This window comes from Pseudomonas sp. BSw22131 (assembly GCF_026810445.1).
Taxonomy (GTDB): domain Bacteria; phylum Pseudomonadota; class Gammaproteobacteria; order Pseudomonadales; family Pseudomonadaceae; genus Aquipseudomonas; species Aquipseudomonas huanghezhanensis.
The window spans coordinates 1,309,739-1,326,946 of sequence record NZ_CP113949.1 but is presented as its reverse complement, the minus strand read 5'-3'; the positions used below and the strand labels follow the sequence as shown (position 1 = coordinate 1,326,946).

At 59.2% G+C, this 17,208-nt stretch carries 14 protein-coding genes; 7 read left to right on the top strand and 7 right to left on the bottom strand.

Features of this window, described 5'->3' with window-relative positions:
* Window positions 1-2: 2 nt before the first annotated feature.
* The 5 genes from OYW20_RS05875 to OYW20_RS05855 all read right to left on the bottom strand — a co-directional run bounded on the left by OYW20_RS05875 (window position 3) and on the right by OYW20_RS05855 (window position 5,774).
* Window positions 3-758 carry a fimbrial biogenesis chaperone gene (locus OYW20_RS05875; protein ID WP_408005472.1) on the bottom strand — a complete coding sequence of 252 codons (756 nt, stop codon included), beginning with the start codon at window positions 756-758 and terminating at the stop codon, window positions 3-5.
* The gene (locus OYW20_RS05870) at window positions 749-3,232 is read right to left on the bottom strand and encodes a fimbria/pilus outer membrane usher protein (protein ID WP_408005471.1); all 2,484 of its coding nucleotides are present in this window, start codon (window positions 3,230-3,232) and stop codon (window positions 749-751) included. The genes OYW20_RS05875 and OYW20_RS05870 overlap by 10 nt, the downstream gene beginning before the upstream one ends.
* Before the next feature lie 253 nt (window positions 3,233-3,485).
* A complete protein-coding gene (locus OYW20_RS05865; RefSeq protein WP_268799778.1) occupies window positions 3,486-4,232 on the bottom strand; it encodes a fimbrial biogenesis chaperone in 747 nt (248 codons plus the stop codon).
* Window positions 4,233-4,295: 63 nt separating this feature from the next.
* Window positions 4,296-4,886, bottom strand: a complete 591-nt coding sequence (locus tag OYW20_RS05860) for a fimbrial protein (protein ID WP_268799777.1) — start codon at window positions 4,884-4,886, stop codon at window positions 4,296-4,298.
* Between the two features lie 564 nt (window positions 4,887-5,450).
* Entirely contained in the window at window positions 5,451-5,774 is a 324-nt protein-coding gene (locus OYW20_RS05855) for a hypothetical protein (RefSeq protein WP_268799776.1), read from the bottom strand.
* A 228-nt stretch (window positions 5,775-6,002) separates the two neighbouring features.
* Here OYW20_RS05855 and OYW20_RS05850 point away from each other — a divergent pair, with 228 nt between their 5' ends.
* The 5 genes from OYW20_RS05850 to OYW20_RS05830 all read left to right on the top strand — a co-directional run bounded on the left by OYW20_RS05850 (window position 6,003) and on the right by OYW20_RS05830 (window position 14,046).
* The gene (locus tag OYW20_RS05850) at window positions 6,003-7,163 is read left to right on the top strand and encodes an efflux RND transporter periplasmic adaptor subunit (protein ID WP_268799775.1); all 1,161 of its coding nucleotides are present in this window, start codon (window positions 6,003-6,005) and stop codon (window positions 7,161-7,163) included.
* Entirely contained in the window at window positions 7,160-10,291 is a 3,132-nt protein-coding gene (locus OYW20_RS05845; RefSeq protein ID WP_268799774.1) for a multidrug efflux RND transporter permease subunit, read from the top strand. The genes OYW20_RS05850 and OYW20_RS05845 overlap by 4 nt, the downstream gene beginning before the upstream one ends.
* A gap of 10 nt (window positions 10,292-10,301) precedes the next feature.
* A complete protein-coding gene (locus tag OYW20_RS05840) occupies window positions 10,302-10,979 on the top strand; it encodes a heavy metal response regulator transcription factor (protein ID WP_268799773.1) in 678 nt (225 codons plus the stop codon).
* The gene (locus OYW20_RS05835; RefSeq protein ID WP_268799772.1) at window positions 10,969-12,333 is read left to right on the top strand and encodes a heavy metal sensor histidine kinase; all 1,365 of its coding nucleotides are present in this window, start codon (window positions 10,969-10,971) and stop codon (window positions 12,331-12,333) included. Before OYW20_RS05840 ends, OYW20_RS05835 begins: the two co-directional genes overlap by 11 nt.
* 264 nt (window positions 12,334-12,597) lie before the next feature.
* Entirely contained in the window at window positions 12,598-14,046 is a 1,449-nt protein-coding gene (locus tag OYW20_RS05830; protein WP_268799771.1) for a sensor domain-containing diguanylate cyclase, read from the top strand.
* Window positions 14,047-14,157: 111 nt separating this feature from the next.
* Here the strand turns inward: OYW20_RS05830 and OYW20_RS05825 are convergent, their stop codons facing one another.
* A complete protein-coding gene (locus OYW20_RS05825; protein ID WP_268799770.1) occupies window positions 14,158-14,634 on the bottom strand; it encodes a PA2169 family four-helix-bundle protein in 477 nt (158 codons plus the stop codon).
* A gap of 278 nt (window positions 14,635-14,912) precedes the next feature.
* On the opposite strand from OYW20_RS05825, the gene OYW20_RS05820 reads away from it, so the two are divergent.
* Both OYW20_RS05820 and OYW20_RS05815 read left to right on the top strand, forming a co-directional pair.
* Window positions 14,913-15,188, top strand: a complete 276-nt coding sequence (locus tag OYW20_RS05820) for a DUF3820 family protein (protein ID WP_268799769.1) — start codon at window positions 14,913-14,915, stop codon at window positions 15,186-15,188.
* 3 nt (window positions 15,189-15,191) lie between these two features.
* Window positions 15,192-16,400 carry an aminotransferase class V-fold PLP-dependent enzyme gene (locus OYW20_RS05815; RefSeq protein ID WP_268799768.1) on the top strand — a complete coding sequence of 403 codons (1,209 nt, stop codon included), beginning with the start codon at window positions 15,192-15,194 and terminating at the stop codon, window positions 16,398-16,400.
* A 125-nt stretch (window positions 16,401-16,525) separates the two neighbouring features.
* Here OYW20_RS05815 and OYW20_RS05810 read toward each other — a convergent pair whose 3' ends face one another.
* Entirely contained in the window at window positions 16,526-17,200 is a 675-nt protein-coding gene (locus OYW20_RS05810) for a bifunctional 4-hydroxy-2-oxoglutarate aldolase/2-dehydro-3-deoxy-phosphogluconate aldolase (RefSeq protein ID WP_268799767.1), read from the bottom strand.
* Window positions 17,201-17,208: the final 8 nt, after the last annotated feature.

Here is a 17,208-nt window from a genome sequence, read left to right as displayed (position 1 = left end):
CCCTATGGATGGATACACATTCCGGTTGTCAGTTGCGCAGTCGACGACATGCCGCTACTCACCTGCGCGCAGTAGTCGCGCTGGCCGCCGTAATCGGTCAGCGCCTTGAAGGACAGAAGTGCGGCAACTGCTTTGAAGCCCAAGGCGAACTCGAGTGTTTCACCTGGCTTGATCAGCCAGTCCTCCCGAGCGGTCTTGCCATCGAGTTGCACCGCCAGCAGCGAGACATGGAACGGCGTGGGATTGCGCACCTGCAGACAAGAACGACCGTCAGCAGCCTGCCTCAATTGCCAGGACAAAGACTGCGCCGCCAACGCCGGATCGCCACCCAGCCCCGCGGGCCGATAGAACACGTTGATGCGCTGCCGCACGGCGATGGTCAGTTGCTGCTGCGCGTCACTGCGACGCGGTATTTCCATGACATAAAGATGCAACAGGGACTCACGCTCGCTCGGCATGCCAAGGCCTTCGTACAGCAGCCGCAGCGATTGCTTACCCTGCGGCGGCAAATGCACCAGAGGCGGCGTGACCACAAACGGCAGCCCTTCGGGATGGCGCGAAGGCGCTTCGATATCGCTTAGCCAGGCTTGAAGCAGTACCTCCAGCTGGCCGCGATTGCTGGCCTCGATGCTGACCTCACGAAACTTGCCATCGAAAATCAACCGAGTCCCTGACAGCGAAACCACCGCGTGAGCACTCACGCTGAACCAGACCGCAGCGCACAGAAGTGAAAGCCTTGCCAAACCAATCAATTGCACACCGCCTTTAGCCGTTCATAGGTGCGTTGCGGGTCTTTGGGCGGCAGATGAAACGCCGCCTGGCATCGCTGATCCGCCCACGTGACGGTGAGCACGCCGTGGTCTTCCTCACTCAACACCAGCGCGCGACCTGTCGGGTCGACGGCTGCCAGGACCTTGCCGCGTTGATCTTCGACCCTGGCACCCAGCGGCAAATGGCTGCCATCGGCACGCACCAACTCAAACTGCACGCGTCGTCCAACCGAAGCCTTGAACGTCACCAGCGGCATCGCGCCGCGCCTGGGCACAATCTGCGTCACGGCATTTTCCAGCTCGACATCGGCCCCCAGTTGTCGCGTGTCGAGACTGATCCAGTTGGTCCGATAAGGCTGCGCATAGGGCAAGACCGCGTAGCCATTGCCCGATGTCTGGACGTTGCTGTAATTGTTCAATCTGGCGCCGCCGACATCCTTTACCTGCACGAGCGCGAAGGTTTCTCCGAGGGTCTGCCCCAGATTGATCCCCCCTGCATGCGCCACCACCGAACCTGCCGCCCCGACCGAAAAAGCACGGTATTGGGTGCCCTGTCCGTAGCCCGCTTCAAATCGGCCGAACGGTGTGGTGGTATTGAGCTTGCCGAAGCCAGAAGCGCCCGAGCGGTTGTCTTGTCCGGCCTGGACTGAGTAAAACGTGTCGCGATCATCCAATACCTGCCCATTGAGACCGACTTGCTGGTTGTAGTCCCCAGCACTGTCGCGCACCGCATTGAAAGACAGTCGCGAAGCGCCAGGATTGCCGCCCAAAGGAAGGCTCAAGGTTAAGGCGACTCGATTGTCGGTCTGACGCTGCCCGCCCCGCTCAAACGTCTGGTTGCTCTGCACCGACAGGTTGTAACTGAGCGAGCGCCAGTTCGCGTTGTAGGACAGGTAAAACTGCCGCGTCTTGCCGGTCACGCCCCAGTAACGCTGCTCGGAGCCAGTCAGCGTCAGCGAGCCCGAGGTCTGCGGCAATGCCTGGGTGATGTTGACTTCGACGCGGTCCTTGGCGCGGCCGAAACCGGATCGCTCCGCGCGCGCGTCCAGCTCCTCGACATGCTCATTCAGGGTTCGATACTGATCATCGGAATACCGGTAACCCGCGACAGCAAAGGTGGTGCCAGTCATCGCCAGCGTATTTGCATAACGCAAACGCACGCTCTGTCCGCTCAAGGTTTGCTCAGGTTGCTGGCTGACCGAGTGGGTTAAATCAGCGGAGATTGCGCCGAACCCGCTATTGATGCCGGCCCCCACGTTGGCCGCGCGATAGGCCTCGGCCAACTGCAACCCGCCGAAGCCCGTGACACGGTCATTCAAGCCGTATACCAACGTACCGCTGGCAAAGTGTGGCGTTGCGCCGTTGTCCTGATTGCTGTCGTACTCGCCCCCCACAAGGCTGTAGCGCAGCGCGCCACTGGGCACCATGATCGGCAGCGATGCGTAGGCCTGAACGAACACGCGTCTGCGGCCATCTGCCTCGATCACGGTGACCTCCAGATCCCCGTTCGAGCCGCTTGGGTAGATGTCCGTTATCTCGAATGGACCGGGTGATACGTTGCCGCTGTAGAGCATGAAACCGTTTTGCCGCACCTCCACCGTCGCGTTGGTATCGGCAATCCCGCGAATGGTTGGGGCGTAGCTGCGTTCGCTGTCTGGCAGCATGCCTTCGTCGGACGCCAGCGCGGCGCCTACAAATCTCACGCTGTCGAAAATCTGTGAATCGGTAAAGGTTTCGCCCAGTGTCAGCTGGCTGTTGAGCGCAGTGACATCGCGCTGGGCGAAGGTGCGGTTGCTGCGAAAGCGAAAAGGCTGGGCGTCGCCGTACGTCAGCGATGACTCATTGCGCAGTCGCCATGCACCCAGATTCACACCGTTGCGCAGGCCCAGATAATACTGATCTGCACGTTGCCCACGGTTGCTGCGTCGCGACCCACTGAAGTTGTAGTTGATGAAGCCTGCGGTAATGCCTCGATCCCATAGCTCCGGGGCGACATAACCTTTGGCGCTGCGGGACATCGACGCCTGCGGAACACTGATGTTCAGTCTCAGGTTATTGGGCTGGTAATCGACGCGAGCAAACTCGACACGGGCCGGCAAGTCGAAGCAAGCCTGGGAATCGGACTGCCGATCATCAGTGCCCGGTTTGCCGAGGCGCCCGGCGTCCAGCCCAAAGTGCAGCAGCATGTCCAGCGTCAGGCAGGGCTCGATGGCACCCGTTACAGGGTTTGGGCCGAAGCGGATGTCCCGCCGCCCACTCAGGCCGCGATTGACGAAAACGTCCACGCGGTAAGTCCCCGGTACGACGCTATTGCCCTCCAGAAACGCCTTTAAATCAGGGGGCTGATCGCTGCCCTGAATGAACGCGGTATTGAAGCGAGTGTGGGAGCGAGTGCCGGTTTTTTCGGCGACTGGCGCATTGCCTTGATCGGCGGCCACGGCGCTGGAACACGTCGTCGTCACGCTGATCACCGCCGCCACGAATGCGGGCAGGGCGATGAACCTGACCCTGCAAAACGGGCCGCTGTCTGAAGATGGCACTCCTGAAAGCAGGCAGTTGCGGCTTGGCCTCTTCAATTTCTCTCGTCGTTCCATTGACAGGTATTACTCCGTTCGGAATCTCGTGCGCAGCCGATTCCTTTCGTCCAGAACCGGACGCAGGGTCGGATCGACCCGACTTGAAAAACAGGAAAAGAAAGCCGATTTACCGGGGCGGTTAATCGGACTTGACGACAACCTTTGCCGGCAAGCTGGTCCGGTCGCCGGAAAGCGCGGCGCGAAACGGCACTTGGGCACCGAAATCGTTAATGCTGATAAAGCTCAACGCCGCCGGCCCTTTCCCGACAGATTGCTCAAGCGGGAATCGAACACGCTGCAATGGGGCCAGCATTCGGCTGCTCTCCAGAAGCAGGCTGGCGGTGTCTCGCGTCAGGCCTATCTGAATCATCGAAACGTGGTAAGGGGTCGGATTGCTGACTTCCAGAATGGCCCCGTCAATCAGACGCCATTCGAGCTTTTCGGCCGCTTCCAGCGGATTACCCTGAAGGCCGTGCGGACGGAAAAACACTTTGATCCGCTGTCGAACCGCGATCTGCAGGACGTTTTCGTCAGCGGTCTGCGGGATTTCCTGAACGTTGAGCCAGAACACTGATTCGCGATGCTGCGGCAGCCCGCTGCCCGCATAAATAATCCGCACTAATTGCCGGGCATTGCCTGACATGCGAGCAAGCGCCGGCGTAAGCACGAACGGCAGGTTGCTGGTATCGGGGCCTTCGGCGTCGGTTTCCAGCCACGACTGCGCGAGAATCTCTCCCGTGCCGCTGTTCTGGATACCCAGGCTGACCTCTTTGTCTTGGGCCGTGTAGATGACCCGCGTTGTGTTGAGTACGACGCCCGCCTGGGCGCAGACGGCCAGCGTCATACCCAGCAATAAGGTGCCGCATCGAGTGAAAATAGAGCGCATGAGGACGTGCCTTTTATCCCTGAGAGGATGGCAGAGCGAGCGACGCCCGCTCTGCCTGTCGCCTTATTCGTAATCCAGTACGAAAGGCAGGAAACCGTCTGCGTTGCCGGGATTGGTAGCAGCGGATGAGCCGTTGAGCGCGTAGACCGCGGCGAAGTTGAGTTCGGCGGTGGCGCCGTCGGTGCCTTGGCGCACCAGCGCAGCGTCGATGGTTTCGTTGCCGCTCAGGTCCATGAACTCGTTTGAAGCATTCAGCAATGCGATGCCAACTCCGTCTGCTGCACCGGTCGTACGCAGCAATGTTTGGTCGCTGTTGTCCAGACCGCTGCCCTGACGTGCCACGAAACGCATTTTGACGGCGTTGTATTTAGCCGCGCCGGCGGTGCAGTTGACCAGGAGTTGGATAGGCGAAGCAGTTTCGATCTTGTTAGCTGCCGGGCGACCGATGTCGGAAAAGGACACGTTGCCCAGATCGACGTTGATTTCACCCGGATTGTTACCGGCGCTTGCGCCAGAGCCTGCGCCTACGTCGCAGGAAATGTCAGTCAGTGTGCCGGTAAGTACCAGCTTTCCGTTATTGGTGGCGCTCGCATTGCCCACTGCGCCCAGGCCCATTGCAGCCAGAATGGCGAGAGAAATAGAGATCTTTTTCATGCTAACGACGATCCTTGTGTTAATTCGTGTAAGCCCTCATTGGGCGACGAGGACTATAAGCGGATGTTTTTTTAGCGGCTGTCAGGATTAGTACGAAAAGGGTTCGGAAATGACAGTGGCGAGTGCCGGACATTTCTGTAGGAATAAGTGCGACGCCTCTGCAGCCCTTGTAGACCGGGGCGCCTGAAGTGCAACGCGCCACAACCTGATGCAAAGGTTGCATCAGGCACCGTCACAGCACGGGTTGCTGCGAGGGTGCAGAAACAACGGAAAGAGAGATCAGTCAGGCAAGGCGGGCGCGATTGGAGATCGTCCGGGAAAGCGCATCGCGGTCTCGAGCCGACTCGTCAGCGCTTATAAAGAATTGATGTTTAGGGGATTGGGATTGAGTGTGTGTGCCTGGCGAAGGGCGCCCACTCTATAGCCGCGAATTCAGTCGCGAGGCGGCCCATGAAGCGCGCTCTCGCAGGAGTTGACGAGCCTGCGCGAGGCCGCGTTGGGCTGCGCAGGGGGCATGAAATCAGACACCGGGTTCAAACCGACGCGTCGATGTCCAGCTTCAGATCACTCATAGGTGATCATCACGATCGCTGCATGGGGGAGCGTGGCAGTGGAGGACTTTTCGACGTACTTCACGCGCACTGGAAGATTTTCTTGAGAGCACTCTTTGTCGCGGCTGTCAGGCTTCAGATAGATCTCTGTGCCGGTCTTCAGTGGCGTGTCCGCATGTCGCACAAGCTCAGACCACGGCTGCCCATCGCATCCGCCCTGCACCACCGCCCCCTTGAAGTAAAGCGCTCCTGCACTGGCAACGGTTGGCCCGGCCAGCAGGCAGGCGATAACCGCTGCCAGCGTAAGCACCCTAGAAACTGTTTTTCCGACATTCATCGCCACGCTCCGTACTATGAGAACGGGGCTGCTTTGTCCCAACAGATACCAGAGCCCTCTCTCTTGCTATCGCCCCACCACCTGTTTTCTTGAAGCCCTTAATCGTGTCCCTCTGGCTGGCTGACAGGATTGACAGGTAGCAGTCATTTTGCTGACCGGGTCAAAAGGCTATAAAGGAGGCGTTCATGCTCCGTTCCTCCTTCATTCATTCGCTGGCGTTAACCCTGTATGCAAAAAAAGACCCGCATGTTTGCTACCGCTGCAGGTGTCCTGGCGCTCGTCGCGATTGGCGTCTGGACCTACACCCGGCCTGCCCACGTCAAAGTCAGCGCCCCGGTTGCGGTCCCGGTGCGAGTGGTGAATGTGGTGCAAGAAGATGTGCCACGTTTCGTCACCGGTATCGGTTCTGTGTTGTCGTTGCAGAGCGTGACGATTCGCCCCCAGGTGGACGGCATTCTCACGAAGCTTCTGGTCAAGGAGGGGCAGCAGGTCAAAGCCGGTGATCTGCTCGCAACGCTGGATGATCGCTCGATCCGCGCAGCACTCGAACAAGCCAAAGCGCAACTGGCACAAAGTCAGGCGCAACTGGATGTCGCGCAGCTGGACCTCAAACGCTACAAATTGCTGAGCGTCGACAACGGCATCTCCAAACAGCAATACGATCAGCAACAAGCGCTGGTCAATCAGTTGAAAGCCACGGCGGCAGGCAACCAGGCCTCGATCAACGCCTCACAAGTGCAGCTCTCCTACACACAGGTCCGCTCTCCGGTGACAGGTCGGGTCGGCATTCGCAATGTCGATCAGGGCAATTTCCTGCGAGTGACCGACACCCTGGGCTTGTTCTCTGTCACCCAGATCGATCCAGTGTCAGTCAGTTTCGCGTTGCCTCAGCAAATGCTGCCCACGCTGCAAGGCCTGATTGCAGCACCCTCGCCAGCGCCCGTGCAGGCCTATCTGGGCGAGGGCGCAACCGGTACGTTGCTCGGCGAAGGCACGTTGACGCTGATCGACAATCAGGTAGTCGCCGCGACCGGCACCATTCGCGCCAAGGCAGAATTCGCCAATCCCGCCGAGAAGCTCTGGCCCGGCCAATTGGTGACCGTGAAGATCCAGACCGCCATCGACCGCAACGCGCTGAACGTTCCGCCACAAGTGGTGCAGCGTGGCGCCGAGCATCATTATGTTTACCGGGTCAAAGGTGACAGCGTCGAAATCGTGCCGGTCAAAGTGCTTTATCAAGACAGCGACCGGGTACTGATCAGCGGCGTCAACGCCAATGACGTGTTGGTGAGCGACGGTCAATCGCGACTCAAGGCCGGCTCGCGCATCGAAGTCGTCAAGACACCGACTGACGATGCCTTGGCCGATGCCGCGGGGCAGGCGAAATGAAAGGCCGGGGATCGATTTCAGCCTGGTGCGTCAATCACCCTGTCGCGACGGTATTGCTGACTTTTGCGTTGGTGTTGCTGGGGGTGATCGCGTTCCCACGGTTGCCGGTAGCTCCCCTCCCGGAAGCGGAATTCCCGACCATTCAGGTCTCTGCACAATTGCCCGGCGCCAGCCCGGAAACCATGGCATCTTCGGTGGCCACGCCTCTGGAAGTGCAATTCAGCGCCATCCCCGGCATGACCCAGATGACCTCAAGCAGCGCCTTGGGCTCAACCAACCTGACCCTTCAATTTACCCTCGACAAGAGCATCGACACCGCCGCTCAGGAAGTGCAGGCCGCGATCAACACCGCCGCTGGACGCCTGCCCGCCGACCTGCCGAACCTGCCCACCTGGCGCAAAGTGAACCCCGCCGACAGCCCGGTGCTGATCCTCAGCGTCAGCTCCGATCTGATGCCGGGTACCGAACTCAGCGACGTCACCGAGTCGTTGCTCGCCCGCCAGTTAAGCCAGATCGACGGAGTAGGCCAAGTCAATATCGTCGGGCAGCAACGCCCGGCCATTCGAGTGCAGGCCGCGGCGGACAAACTCGCGGCCATCGGCCTGACTCTCGCAGACCTGCGTCTGTCGTTGCAGCAGACCAGCCTCAACCTGGCCAAAGGCGCCTTGTACGGTCAGGACAGCATTTCCACTCTGGCGTCCAATGACCAGCTGTTCGAGGCCAAGGACTACCAGCAACTGATCGTGTCCTACAAAGATGGCGCGCCCGTGCACCTGCAAGACGTCGCGAACGTCATCAATGGTTCGGAAAACGCCTACGTCACAGCTTGGTCCGGGGACCGGCAGGGCGTGAACATCGTGGTGTTCCGCCAGCCTGGAGCCAACATCGTCGAAACCGTAGACCGCGTTTTGTCAGAGCTTCCGCGCTTGCAGCAAATGCTTCCGGCGTCCGTGGATGTGTCGGTGCTCAGCGACCGGACCAAAACCATTCGCGCATCCCTGCATGAAGTAGAAATGACCCTGCTGATCGCCGTGCTGCTGGTGGTCGCAGTGATGGCGTTGTTCCTGCGCCAGCTCTCGGCAACGCTGATCGTGACGGCAGTCCTTGCGGTTTCACTGATCGCCAGTTTCGCCCTGATGTACATCATGGGTTTCAGTTTGAACAACCTGACGCTGGTGGCAATTGTAGTCGCAGTGGGGTTTGTCGTGGACGACGCCATTGTGGTGGTCGAGAACATCCACCGGCACCTCGAAGCTGGCGAAAGCATGCGCGACGCTGCTATCAAGGGCGCGGGGGAAATCGGCTTTACGGTGGTCTCGATCAGCTTCTCGCTGGTTGCCGCATTCATTCCGCTGCTGTTCATGGGCGGCGTGGTCGGCCGGCTGTTCAAGGAGTTTGCGCTCACCGCGACCTCCACCATTCTGATCTCGGTAGTGGTGTCACTGACCCTTGCGCCGACACTGGCCGCGCTGTTCATGCGGGCGCCCAAACATGATCCTCATGCGAAGCCTGGATTCAGTGAGCGCCTGTTGGCGCGCTACGCCCGTGGCGTACGCTTTGCCTTGGCGCATCAACGGCTGATGGTGGGGGTGTTCGGCCTGACGCTGGTGCTGGCGGTGGTGGGTTACGTGCTCATTCCCAAAGGATTTTTCCCCGTGCAGGACACCGGAATGGTGCTGGGTACGAGTGAAGCGGCGGCGGATATCTCCTACCCGGACATGGTCGAGAAGCACAAGGCAATCGCCAAGATCATCGGCGCCGATCCGGCTGTGAAGGCTTACTCGCATTCGGTCGGAGTCAGCGGCAGCAACCAGACCATTGCCAACGGCCGATTCTGGATTGCCCTGAAAGATCGCGGCGACCGCGACGTTTCCGCCAGCGAGTTCATTGACCGGGTGCGACCAAAACTGGCGAAAATTCCCGGCATCGTCCTGTACCTGCGTGCAGGCCAGGACATCAACCTCAGCTCAGGCCCAAGCCGTGCGCAGTATCAATATGTGCTCAAGAGCAACGACGGCCCGCTGCTCAACCTCTGGACGCAGAAACTGACCGAAAAACTGCGCACGATTCCGGCCTTCCGTGACCTGTCCAACGACCTGCAACTGGGCGGCAGCGTCACCCATCTGGACATCGACCGCAGCGCCGCAGCGCGTTTCGGCCTGACCACCAGCGACGTCGATCAGGCGCTATACGATGCATTCGGTCAACGGCAGATCAACGAATACCAAACCGAAATCAACCAGTACAAAGTCATTCTGGAGCTCGACCCCCAACAGCGCGGCAAGGCCGAAAGCCTGAACTACTTCTACCTGCGCTCGCCATTGACCGGGGAAATGGTGCCGCTGTCGGCGCTGGCGAAAGTGGGCGCACCGGTCATGGGACCGCTGTCGATTGCCCACGATGGGATGTTTCCGGCAGCCAATCTGTCGTTCAACCTTTCGCCGGGCGTTGCGCTGGGCGATGCCGTGATTTTGCTCGATCAGGCGAAGAACGAGATCGGCATGCCAGCCTCGATCAACGGAAATTTCCAGGGCGCCGCCCAGGCATTCCAGAGTTCGCTGGCCAATCAGCCGTGGCTCATCCTCGCTGCGCTTGTGGCGGTCTACATCATCCTGGGCGTGCTATACGAAAGCTTCGTGCACCCGCTGACGATCATTTCCACACTGCCCTCCGCGGGTATCGGCGCGCTGTTGTTGCTGTGGTTGATGGGGCAGGACTTCTCGATCATGGGGCTTATCGGGATTGTGTTGCTGATCGGCATCGTCAAAAAGAACGGCATCCTTTTGGTCGATTTTGCGCTGGATGCTCAACGGCACCGGGGCTTGAGCCCGCAGGATGCGATCTACGAGGCGTGCCTGACGCGGTTCCGGCCCATCATCATGACCACGCTGGCCGCATTGCTCGGTGCCTTGCCGCTGATGCTCGGTTATGGTGTCGGCGCAGAACTACGCCAGCCGCTTGGCATCGCCGTGGTGGGCGGGCTACTGGTGAGCCAGGCGCTGACGCTGTTCACCACGCCAGTGATATATCTGCAACTGGAGCGCCTGTTCCATCGCGCTCGGCATGCCGAACCGACCTCGCCTCCCACGACAACAAGACCTGCGGCTACGCTGATAAGCGAAAAGTGAGAGTGGACCCATGCGCGTCCTGATTATCGAAGACGAAGAGAAAACCGCTGATTACCTGCACCGCGGCCTGACTGAGCAGGGCTACACCGTCGATGTCGCACGCGAAGGTATCGAGGGCCTGCACATGGCGCTGGAGAGCGAGTACGCGGTGATCATTCTTGACGTCATGCTGCCCGGACTGGACGGCTTCGGTGTGCTGCGGGCGTTGCGGGCCCGCAAGCAAACGCCGGTCATCATGCTCACCGCCCGGGAGAACGTCGATGATCGCATTCGTGGCCTGCGCGAAGGCGCAGACGACTATCTCGGCAAGCCGTTTTCGTTTCTCGAACTGGTGGCCCGCCTGCAAGCGCTCACCCGCCGCAGCGGTGGCCACGAGCCGGTGCAAATCAGCATTGCCGACTTGTGGATCGACCTGATCAGCCGCAAGGCCACGCGCGCCGGATCACGTCTTGACCTGACCGCCAAAGAGTTTTCGCTGCTCAGTGTGCTCGCGCGGCGTCACGGAGAAATCCTCTCCAAGACCTCGATTGCCGAGATGGTCTGGGACATCAATTTCGACAGCGATGCGAACGTCGTCGAAGTCGCCATAAAACGCCTGCGCGCCAAGCTCGACGGGCCGTTCGAGCAAAAACTGCTGCACACCATTCGCGGCATGGGTTATGTGCTGGAGAGCCGTTGTGTCGACTAACTCCATCGCATTGCGCCTGAGCGGTCTGTTCGCGCTGGTGGCGATGCTGGTGTTCGTGTTGATCGGCTCAGCGCTGTACATGCAGGTCGACAAAGGCCTGGGCCTGTTGCCGGAGGCCGAAGTGGACGCCCGCTACAGCGTGCTCGAATCAGCCGTCATGCGGTATGGCACGCCTGAGCACTGGGTGAAGATCAACGCCAAGCTGCGGTTGCTCAGCGAAGAGGACAAACGCCTGCGATTCTGGGTAGTCAGCGATAACCCGAATTACGAGTTCGGCAATCCTGACGCCTCTATCCGCGCATTCGCCAACGGCCCGCTGGGCATGCGTGACCTGAAGTTGTCCGACCACGACTATCCGTTCAAAGTGCTGGTCAGCCAGTTTCCGGCCAAGGACCAACGTCCGCCGTTACGGTTTCTGACCGCCATCGATACCGAGACGTTTTGGCAGACTCAGCACTCGCTGCTGATTGCTTTGATCAGCCTGGCGGCTATCGGTATAGCGCTCGCATCTGCGCTGGGCTACTGGGTGGCGCGCATTGGCTTGAAACCGCTGCGCGATCTGTCTCAGGAGGCCCGCAAGCTGGCACCGCCGAGACTGTCTGGACGCTTGCACATCACACCCCTCCCACCCGAACTGGACGAATTTGTCAGCTCGTTCAACTCAACGCTGGAGCGGGTCGAGCAGGCATATTCGCGCCTGGAGTCGTTCAATGCCGACGTCGCCCATGAGCTGCGCTCACCGCTGACCAACCTCATCGGCCAGACTCAAGTGGCGCTGACACGTGGCCGGTCTGCCGAGCATTATTTCGAAGTGCTGCAATCGAATCTGGAGGAGCTGGAACGGCTGCGGTCGATTGTCAACGACATGCTGTTTCTGGCGAGCGCCGACCAAGGCAGCAAGGCAACGAAGTTGACCCGCGTATCGCTGGCCGAGGAAGTGGCCACCACTCTGGATTACCTGGACTTCATCCTTGAAGACGCTCAGGTGCAAGTGCAGGTCAATGGCGACGCCAACGTCCCGATTGAAAAAGCGCACCTGCGCAGGGCCCTGATCAATCTGCTGCACAACGCGGTTCAGCACACCCAACCGGGGCACGTCATACAGGTCGACATTCGGGCAAACGGCAAGCAAGTCAGCATCGGTGTCGCCAATCCAGGCAGCCCTATTGCCAGCGAACATCTGCCCAAACTGTTCGAGCGCTTTTACCGGGTCGATGCCTCACGCAGCAACAGCGGCGCCAATCACGGGTTGGGGCTGGCAATCGTCAAAGCCATCGCCTTGATGCACGGCGGCACGGTGTTTGTGCAAAGCGAGGGTGGCATCAATACATTCGGCATCAATCTGCCCGCTTGACCTGAATCTCATCCTATTGGGGCATTTCGCACAGTCATCGCGGAAATGCCGGGGTTGAATAACTCACTCAAAGTATTTCTAATCCCCCCCTCGAACTACAGAGTTATAAACGGGCCCACAACGCAAGTGAGCATTCAAATGGGAGCCGCAAGAGCTTTCTACACCTCAGCTCAGAGGGCCCCTCTCCTGCAACGGCATGGTTTATCAATGACATCGTTAGAGCCAACGAAGGCCAGTCGCAGCGTTTGGTCTCGGTCAGAAATCATGCTGATGTCGGGCAGCGTGTTCGCTGTCATCTCGATTCTGACGATCGTCACTTCGCTGCTGATTCGCGAGTACGGGAACGCCCGTGACACCGCCGTGCGCTCGGCCAACAACGTGGTGCAGTTGATCGAGGCTGACGTGCAGCGCAACGCCGAGCTGTACGACACGTCCCTCCAGGGAATGATCGAGGCTTCACGACGCCCGGACCTGCAGAATATTTCCCCGGTATTGCGTCAGCTGATCCTGTTTGACCGGGCCACGTCTGCGCCTTTCAAAGGTGATCTTTTGCTGCTGGACCGAAAAGGCGGCATCGTCGCGGACTCCACTTCGGTCACGCCAAGGCTCGACAACTTCTCCGACGGCTCCAACTTTCAACACCACCGCGACGATCCTTCCCTGAACCTGCTGGTCAGCGGCCCTTTCAAGTCGCGATGGGGGTTCAAGGACTGGTGCATCAGTTTCAGCCGGCGCATTCCATCTGAAGATGGTGAATTCGTCGGCATCGCGACGGCAGCGATGCGCCTTGCGTACTTCAGCCAGTTGTTCAGGACGCTGGACGTGGGCAGCAACAGTTTCGCCACGCTGATCAGCACCAACGGCGTGGTGCTTGCACGTCAACCCCATACGTCAGGCAAAGATTATGTCGGTGAGGATTTCAGCAAGACGCCGAATTTCCAGCGCATCCTGAGCGAAGGTACAGGTACGTTCGGTGCCGTGGCAGCGCTGGACAATGTTCAGCGGATTTATACCTTTTCACGCGTGGCGGATCTGCCGCTGATCGTGGTCGTGGCGCAGGCGCGCGACGAGGTCTATGGCGTCTGGCAGCGCAACGCCATCCTGGTGGGAACCGCGACGAGCATTCTCTGTGTGGGCATTCTCTGGCTCTCGCATCTGCTGGGCAAACAACTGCGATTGCGTATGCGTGCCGAACGCGAACTCGCAGAACTGGCGTCAACTGACGGTTTGACAGGCCTGGCAAACCGTCGCCGGCTGGATCAGGTGCTTAAGCAAGAGTGGTCACGCGGGTCACGTTCGGGCCTTCCGCTGTCGCTGCTGATGATCGATGTCGATCACTTCAAAGCGTTCAATGACCGTCATGGCCACCACGGCGGCGATGAAGCACTGCGCCAGGTGGCCGAGACCATTGGCGGTACTGTTCGCCGTCCAGGAGACCTGGCCGCTCGTTACGGGGGAGAAGAGTTTTCGGTCGTATTACCCGAAACCGGCCTGGAGGGCGCAAAAGTCATTGCGCAACGCATCCGTGAAGCGGTGGAAGCACTGCCTCGTTTTGCCAATGATCCCGACTCGATCACGGTGAGCATCGGCTTGGCTTCCTACACGCCAACGGCCAGCGAAAGCCATGCCCTTCTGTTCGTTGCCGCCGACAAAGCGCTGTATCAGGCGAAGAAGAATGGACGCAATCGGGTCGAGGTCCAAGCCGACCGATAACGCCCGGCCCCCATAAACCAGGGCCCATAAAAAAACGCCGAACGAGTCGGCGTTTCTTGAAGCTGCAACTTATGGAGTCGCAGCTGGCGTCTTCAACAGCAGCTTCGCGACTTAGTGAGCGTTAGCCTGGCGAACGCTGTTACGCAGTGCCTTCACTTTGTCGTGATTGGCCTGGGTACCCTGCAGCTGACGCTGGATCAGTGAGGTAACGCTGACTGGGAGATTTTTCTCGACAGCCTTCTGGCTGGCCTCTTTGTAAGCTTTCAGCGCGTGGTCTTCACCCCTTTCAACTTCGTTCAGCACAGCTTCATCGGTTTTGCCCGAGAGAGCGGATTTCAGCTCGACCCACAGACGGTGTGCGCCACCGGCAACGCTTGAGGAGTCTTCCGGATCACCGCCCAGAGCACGCACTTCAGATTGCAGCTCAGCTACTGCAGTCTTGCACTCAGCAGAGCGCGACACGAAGTAAGCTTTGATTTCAGGGTTCTTTGCGTCTTCGGCAGCAGTGTGAAAACCTTTCTCGCCGTCGATGCTGGTCTCGATCAGGTCATTGAGTACGGAGATCGCTTCTTTATTGATGTCGGTCATTTTCATTTCCTTACTGGCAGGTTGATCGAATTAAGAAACTTTAGAAAAACTCTGGTTTTAGCCTTTCTGTGCAGCTTTCATCTCGATGCAGTAGATCTCGATGCAGTAGATATTGCAGCTGCCGTGCCAGCTTCTTTAAAAAAATAAATCCTTTTATTTTCAATAGCTTGAAATTATCAAGATACAGCCCCACCAAGCTTTCTGCATGATCTGTCATTTGGCAGCGTTGCAGAATGCACGTATCTTTTCCGTTCACTTCAATTGACCAACGGCGCCACATGGATCCTGAGAAACTTAAACTCCTGGTGACCCGAGAAATGCCCTTCGGCAAATACAAGGGCCGCCTGATCGCCGACTTACCGGGCCAGTACCTGAACTGGTTTGCGCGCGAAGGTTTTCCGAAAAGTGAGCTGGGCGGGCTGCTGTCTTTGATGCAAGAGATCGACCACAACGGTTTGTCCAGTCTGCTCGATCCTCTGCGTACGCGCCCTCGCCAGCCTTTGAATGAGCGCACTACGCCCACCACCATCCGCTTTTCTCACAAGGACGACTGACCGATGGCTCAAGCAGCGCAAACCCCTGAAGCACCCAGCGTTACCGAACGCGCCCAGGATGAGGCGTTCTGGCAACAGGTGGCCGCTCAGTACGATGTAGAGCCAGGCCCGATAAATCTGGAATACGGCTATTTCGGCCGCATGACCCGCAAGGCGTTGCGCAACTACGAAGAGAATCTGGCCTACGTCAATCGGAGTAATTCGGTGTATGTGCGCCAGCAATTTGACAGCGTCGACAGTGAGGTGATTCGGGCTCAACTGGCCAGTCTTGTTGGCGCGGCGACGCATGAAATCGCCATTACCCGATGCGCCTCCGAAGGTTTGCAGTCGCTGATCCGTAACTACAATGAACTGCGTCCCGGCGATCAACTGCTGATCAGCGATCTGGACTACATGAGCGTGCAGACCGCCATGCGCTGGCTGGCAAAAGCTCGCGGCATCGAGTTGATCGAAATTCAGCATGCACACCCCGCGAGTTACGACGCAGTGCTGGACGCTTATCGTCAGGCGTTCGAAAATAATCCCCGGTTGAAGCTGATGGCGCTGACTCATGTCACCCACCGCACCGGGCTGGTGATGCCGGTTCAAGCCATCGCCGCGCTGGCCAGAGAGCACGGTGTGGATGTGATCCTGGATGGCGCACACGCGCTCGGGCAGATGGATTTCAAGGTGAGCGAACTCGGCGTGGCGTTTGCGGGCTACAACCTGCAGAAATGGATCGGCGCACCGCTCAGCCTTGGTTTCATCTTCGTGGCAGAAGATCGGTTACTGTCAGTGGACCCAGACATGGGGGATGGCCGTTATCCGCTTGATGAACTGCTGTCGCGTGTGCCTTATGGCACGCCCAACATCCCGGCACTGATGACCCTGCCGACGGTGTTCGAAGAGCACTTGGCGGTCGGTGGCTCGGCGGTCAAGGGCGCAAGGCTCAACTACCTGCGAGAGCTGTGGGTAAAGCCTGCGCGTGAAATCCCCGGCATTGAGGTGCTGACACCCGACGACCCACGGTTGTGCTGCGGAATCAGCGCGTTCAGGTTCACGCTTCATGCCGATCAGGACGTCATGATCGAACGCCTGCTGCGTGAGCACGGCCTTTTCACCGTGGCGCGAGACGGATCGGCGTGCGGCCCTTGCATTCGGGTGACGCCTGGGTTCACGACCTCAGCGGCGGACGTCGCGCAATTGGTCACGGCGCTGCGGGCACTGGCCTGAGCTCCGGTCTACACGCAAAAAAACGGTGTTCCGGACCAGGGAACACCGCTAAATAGCCAATCTTTCACGCAACCAACGTGTGTGGAAGCGAACACGTCCGCCGCCACACTCATGTTCAAACGCCTTCAGTCAAACAGCGCGATCGCCTCGGCAGTCGCGTCGGTGATACGGCCCCAATCGCCGTTCTTCACCCATGCGTTGTCGATCATCCAGGTGCCGCCCACGCACATCACGTTCGGCAATGCCATGTAGCTCTTCAGGTTGGCCGCGCTCACGCCGCCGGTTGGGCAGAAACGCACTTCCGGAAACGGGCCGCCCAGCGCTTTGATCGCACCCACGCCGCCACTGACTTCCGCTGGGAACAGCTTGAAACGACGGTAGCCCAATGCGTAACCGATCATGATTTCCGAGGCACTGCTGATGCCCGGGATCAATGGCAGTTCGCTTTGCACAGCGGCCTCGAGCAAATCTTGCGTGCTGCCCGGGGTGACGATGAACTGCGAGCCCGCCTCTTCCGCAGCTTTGAGCATGCGGCGATCCAGAATAGTCCCAGCGCCCGTGCACAGCTCCGGGCGCTGATCGCGCAAGATGCGGATGGCCTTGAGACCGAATTCGGAACGCAGGGTCACTTCCAGCGCCGTCAGCCCACCTGCCGCCAGCGCATCGGCGAGCGGCAGCACGTCCTGTTCGCGCGCGATGGTGATGACCGGCAAAATCTTCGCCTTCGCGCAGAGTTCGTCAATCTGGGCAATCTTGCTCGCCATGTCATTGAACGGCTGTTTCAGTTGGGTATTTTCCATGGCGGCTG

Excerpts from the sequence above, each read along its gene's own strand:
- OYW20_RS05860 (WP_268799777.1), bottom strand. The coding sequence starts at position 4,886 with ATGAAAAAGATCTCTATTTCTCTCGCCATTCTGGCTGCAATGGGCCTG.
- OYW20_RS05845 (WP_268799774.1), top strand. The coding sequence starts at position 7,160 with ATGAAAGGCCGGGGATCGATTTCAGCCTGGTGCGTCAATCACCCTGTC.
- OYW20_RS05815 (WP_268799768.1), top strand. The coding sequence starts at position 15,192 with ATGGCTCAAGCAGCGCAAACCCCTGAAGCACCCAGCGTTACCGAACGC.
- OYW20_RS05820 (WP_268799769.1), top strand. The coding sequence starts at position 14,913 with ATGGATCCTGAGAAACTTAAACTCCTGGTGACCCGAGAAATGCCCTTC.
- OYW20_RS05810 (WP_268799767.1), bottom strand. The coding sequence starts at position 17,200 with ATGGAAAATACCCAACTGAAACAGCCGTTCAATGACATGGCGAGCAAG.
- OYW20_RS05855 (WP_268799776.1), bottom strand. The coding sequence starts at position 5,774 with ATGAATGTCGGAAAAACAGTTTCTAGGGTGCTTACGCTGGCAGCGGTT.
- OYW20_RS05840 (WP_268799773.1), top strand. The coding sequence starts at position 10,302 with ATGCGCGTCCTGATTATCGAAGACGAAGAGAAAACCGCTGATTACCTG.
- OYW20_RS05865 (WP_268799778.1), bottom strand. The coding sequence starts at position 4,232 with ATGCGCTCTATTTTCACTCGATGCGGCACCTTATTGCTGGGTATGACG.
- OYW20_RS05830 (WP_268799771.1), top strand. The coding sequence starts at position 12,598 with ATGCTGATGTCGGGCAGCGTGTTCGCTGTCATCTCGATTCTGACGATC.
- OYW20_RS05850 (WP_268799775.1), top strand. The coding sequence starts at position 6,003 with ATGCAAAAAAAGACCCGCATGTTTGCTACCGCTGCAGGTGTCCTGGCG.
- OYW20_RS05825 (WP_268799770.1), bottom strand. The coding sequence starts at position 14,634 with ATGACCGACATCAATAAAGAAGCGATCTCCGTACTCAATGACCTGATC.